3 protein-coding genes and 1 pseudogene are annotated in these 4,117 nt (G+C 72.3%); 1 reads left to right on the top strand and 3 read right to left on the bottom strand.

What is annotated here, in order from left to right:
• Positions 1-66 precede the first annotated feature (66 nt).
• The 3 genes and pseudogenes from ABZ885_RS36670 to ABZ885_RS36660 all read right to left on the bottom strand — a co-directional run.
• A pseudogene (locus ABZ885_RS36670) lies at positions 67-714 on the bottom strand (carbohydrate ABC transporter permease); the annotation flags it as partial.
• The gene (locus tag ABZ885_RS36665) at positions 711-1,643 is read right to left on the bottom strand and encodes a sugar ABC transporter permease (protein ID WP_360198823.1); all 933 of its coding nucleotides are present in this window, start codon (positions 1,641-1,643) and stop codon (positions 711-713) included. The pseudogene ABZ885_RS36670 and the gene ABZ885_RS36665, both read right to left, overlap by 4 nt.
• Positions 1,640-2,917, bottom strand: coding sequence for an ABC transporter substrate-binding protein (locus tag ABZ885_RS36660; protein ID WP_360198822.1), 1,278 nt, complete (start codon positions 2,915-2,917; stop codon positions 1,640-1,642). Before ABZ885_RS36660 ends, ABZ885_RS36665 begins: the two co-directional genes overlap by 4 nt.
• 231 nt (positions 2,918-3,148) lie before the next feature.
• Here ABZ885_RS36660 and ABZ885_RS36655 point away from each other — a divergent pair.
• Positions 3,149-4,117, top strand: a 969-nt coding sequence (locus ABZ885_RS36655; protein ID WP_360198819.1) for an MFS transporter, incomplete at its 3' end; no start/stop codon positions are given.

Below are 4,117 nucleotides of genomic sequence, written 5' to 3'. Positions count from 1 at the left end.
GCGGGCCTCAGGGGTGCGCGGGCCGGCGGCCGTGCCGGGTCCGGGGCGTCACAGCCGCCCCATCAGGGAGGCGACCAGCAGGACGAGCAGGAAGTCGTTCCAGCAGAAGATGAAGACGAGGATCCCGGTGGTGAACACCCCCGGGGCCGCCAGCGGGGCGATGACCAGCCGGAACGCCTGCCACGGCGTGGCGCCGTCGACCTTCGCCGCCTTCTCCAGGTCCCAGGGGATCTCCCGGAAGAACGCCGACAGGGTGTAGATCGCGAGCGGGAGGGAGAACGTCATGTAGGGGATGATCAGGCCCGTCCAGGTGTCGAAGATGCCGAGCACCCGCTCGATGTTGAACAGCGGGGAGACCAGCGAGATCGGCGGGAACATCGCGATCAGCAGGGACACCCCGATCAGCAGCCGCTTCCCGGGGAACCGCAGCCGGGCCACCGCGTAGGCCGCCATGGTGCCGAGCACCACGGCGATGGTGGTGGCGATCACCGAGATCCCGATCGAGTTGACCAGCGCGCGGGTGAACTCCGAGGTCTGGAAGATCCCCCGGTAGTTCTCCCACGTCCACTCGCGCGGGATGAAGTCGCCGTCGGTGAGCGTGCTCGGCTCCTTGAACGACAACGCCACGATCCACCACACCGGGAACAGCGCGTAGAGGATGACGACCAGGTTGGCGAAGCCCCAGCCGGTCAGGGTGCGGGTCCTGCTGCTCATCGGCGCTCCGGTTCGCCACCCGGCGCGGCCGCGCCGAAGACCTTGATGAACACGAGGGCGATGATCGCCACACAGATGAAGATCAGCACCGAGATCGCCGATCCGATGCCCAGGTTGAGGGCGGTGAAGAGGTTGTCGTAGCCCAGGATCGAGACCGATCCGGTGTCGTTGGACCCACCGGTCAGCACGTAGATGTTGTCGAAGATGCGGAAGGCGTCCAGGGTCCGGAAGAGCAGGGCGACCAGGATGGCCGGCTTCATCAGGGGCAGGACCACCAGCCGCATGCGCTGCCCGAAGGTCGCGCCGTCCACCATCGCCGCCCGCACCGTCTCGTCCGGCACCAGGGCGAGGCCCGCGAGCAGCAGCAGGGCCATGAACGGCGTCGTCTTCCACACCTCGGCCAGGATGATCAGGCCGATCGCCTGCCACTGGTCGGTCAGCGGGGCGCTGCCCTCGGGCAGCAGCGCCGCGAGGTAGCCGACCCCCGGCGTCCAGGCGTACTGCCAGGAGTAGGCCGCGACCACGGTCACGATGCCGTACGGGACCAGGACCGCCGTACGGACGGTGCCGCGCCCGAAGACCGCGCGGTGCATCACCAGGGCCAGCGCCATGCCCAGGACGAGTTCGATCGCCACCGACACCACCGTGATCAGCACGGTGACCCACAGGGCCTGCCACCAGAACGGCGAGCTGAGCACCGCACCGTAGTTGGCGAGCCCCACCCAGTGCGCCTGTTGCGGGAAGCGCAGGTCGTACCGCTGCAGCGAGAGGTAGACCGCGTACCCGATCGGGTACGCGGTGACCGCCAGCATGACGATCGCGGCCGGCGCGCAGAGCAGCAGCCCCAGCCGGCGCTCCTGCCGGGCGCCCTCGGACAGCTCGGCGGTCTTCCGCCCGGCGGTGTCGCCGAGCGCGGTGGACGGTGTCACGGAATCAGCCCCTTGGACCCGAGCGCGTCCTCGATCTGCCCCCGGAGGTCGGCCACGGTGCTCTCCGGGCGGATGTCGGCGGGCGGTGAGAGGGTGTGCGAGATGGCGATGGACACGTTCTGGTAGGCGGGCGTCTTGGGGCGCAGGCTGGCGTTGTCCAGCGCGGTCAGCACCTCCGCGGCGAACGGGTAGCTCTCGGTCAGCTCGGCCGCCTGGTACAGGCTGCGCAGGGACGGCGGCAGGCCGCCCTTGAGGGCGTTGGTGAGCTGGTTCTCGCGGTCGCGCAGGCACAGGACGGCCTCGAAGGCGAGGTCCGGATGCCGGCCGTACGCGCCCACGGCGAGGTCGATCCCGCCGATCGTGACGGTGGCCGGCCGGTCGGGCAGGACGGCGGGGTACGGCGCCCAGCGGAAGTGCTGGAACAGCTCGGGCTGGTTGGCCTTCATCGACGGATACACGAACGGGTAGTTGAGCTCGAACGCGGCGGTACCGGACTCCATCGCCAGCCGGTTCTGGTCCTCCATCTGGTTGGGCAGGGAGGGGTCGGCGGCCGCCGAGGTGGCGGTGTCGTGCATCACCGTGGCGGCGGCGACGGCGGGCGGACCGAGCGAGGGGGCCTGCGCGTCCGGCGTGAGGATCGAGCCGCCCGCGCTGGTGACCAGCGTGTTGAACCAGACCGTCAGCCCCTCGTACTGGGCGCCCTGGATCTCGACGTAGTGCGGCTTGCCCTGCTTCGCCAGCGCGTCGGCCTGGGTCAGCATCTCGGTCCAGGTCTTCGGCGGGGTGGGCACCAGGTCGTCCCGGTACCAGAGCAGCTGCGTGTTGGAGTTGTACGGCGCCGCGTACAGCCGGTCCCGCCAGGTCGCGGTCTGCACCGCCGCCGAGAGCGTGTCGGCGACGGCCTGCTCCTTCGCCGGCCCAGTCCACTCCCGGATCCACCCGGCCTCGGCGAACTCGGCCGGCCAGGTGACGTCCAGGCCCAGGATGTCCACCCCGGCGTCGTGCGCGGCCATCCGGCGCACGAGCTGCTGGCGCTGGCCGTCGGCGCCGCGCGGCAGCTTGTTGTACTTGACGGAGTACCGGCCGCCGGACTGCCGGCCGCAGCGGTCGGCGGCCTCCTGCAGCGCCCCGGAGTCGTCGGGGAAGTTGTACCAGTTCAGCGTCACCGGGCCGCCCTGCCCGCTGCTCCCGCAGCCCGACAGCACGGACGCGAGCAGACAGAACCCCACGGCGGTGCCCAGCCAACGTGAGCGGAGAGTACGGTCGTTCGGCATCGTTCTCCCGAAGTGGAGCCGGACGGACCTCGACAGTAGCCAGCCGGCCCGGCGGGGACGGCGCGCGCCGCGCCGGACGGCCCTCCGGACGGAGCAGCCCGCCGGGGGCCGGAAGCGCCCTCACGCCGTCACGCCGTCACACCCTCGCCCGGGGCGGCCGGGCGCGGCCATCCGGCGCACGCGGCCCTGCCGGGCCCGCGCCCGCCGGGGCCGGCTGCCTACGGTGGGCGGATGACTGATCGCCGGACCGGCCGGCCTGCCGCCGCGGGCCGCTCGGCCTACCTCGGAGCCGCCGCCGCCTTCGCCGTCTGCATGGCGGGCACCACCCTGCCCACCCCGCTCTACGGGCTGTACCAGGAGGAGATCGGCTTCTCCGAACTGACGGTGACGGTCGTGTTCGCCGTCTACGCCTTCGGCGTGATCGGTGTCCTGCTGCTCTTCGGCAACGTCTCCGACTCCGTCGGCCGCCGGCCCGTCCTGCTCTGCGGGCTGGCGCTCGCGGCCGGCAGCGCCGTCGCCTTCCTCGCCGAGCAGGGCCTGCCGCTGCTCTTCCTGGGCCGGCTGCTGTCCGGGCTGTCGGCAGGCCTGTTCACCGGCACCGCCACCGCGTACGTGCTGGAACTCGCCCCGCCCGGGCGCCGGGCCCGCGCCGGGTTCGTCGCGACCGCCGCCAACATGGGCGGGCTGGGCTGCGGACCGCTGCTGTCCGGCCTGCTCGCCGAGTACGCGCCCTACCCCCTGGTCCTGCCGTTCGTCGTGCACCTGGTCCTGCTCGCCGCCTCGTTCACGGTCACCTGGCTCCTGCCGGAGACGGTCCCCGACGCCAGCCCGCTGCGCACCGCCCGGCCGCGGCGGCCCGCACTGCCGCCCGAGGTGCGCGGGGTGTTCGTCCCGGCGGGGATCGCCGCCTTCGCCGGCTTCTCCCTGCTGGGCGTGTTCACCTCCGTCAGCCCCGCGTTCCTCGCGGAGGACCTGGGCATCCACAACCGCGCGGCCGTCGGCCTCCTCGTCTTCACGGCCTTCTTCGCCTCCACCCTCGGCCAGTTGCTGGTCCCCCGGCTCGGCAGTGCGCGGGCCATCCCGCTCGGCTGCCTGGTCCTCATCGCCGGACTGGCCCTGCTCGCCGTCTCGCTCGCGTCGACCACCCTGCCGCCGCTGGTCCTCAGCGCCCTCGTGGGCGGCGCGGGCCAGGGCATGGGC

The sequence above is a fragment of the Kitasatospora sp. NPDC047058 genome, assembly GCF_040643935.1.
GTDB lineage: Bacteria > Actinomycetota > Actinomycetes > Streptomycetales > Streptomycetaceae > Kitasatospora.
This window is presented reverse-complemented; position numbering and strand designations above follow the sequence as displayed.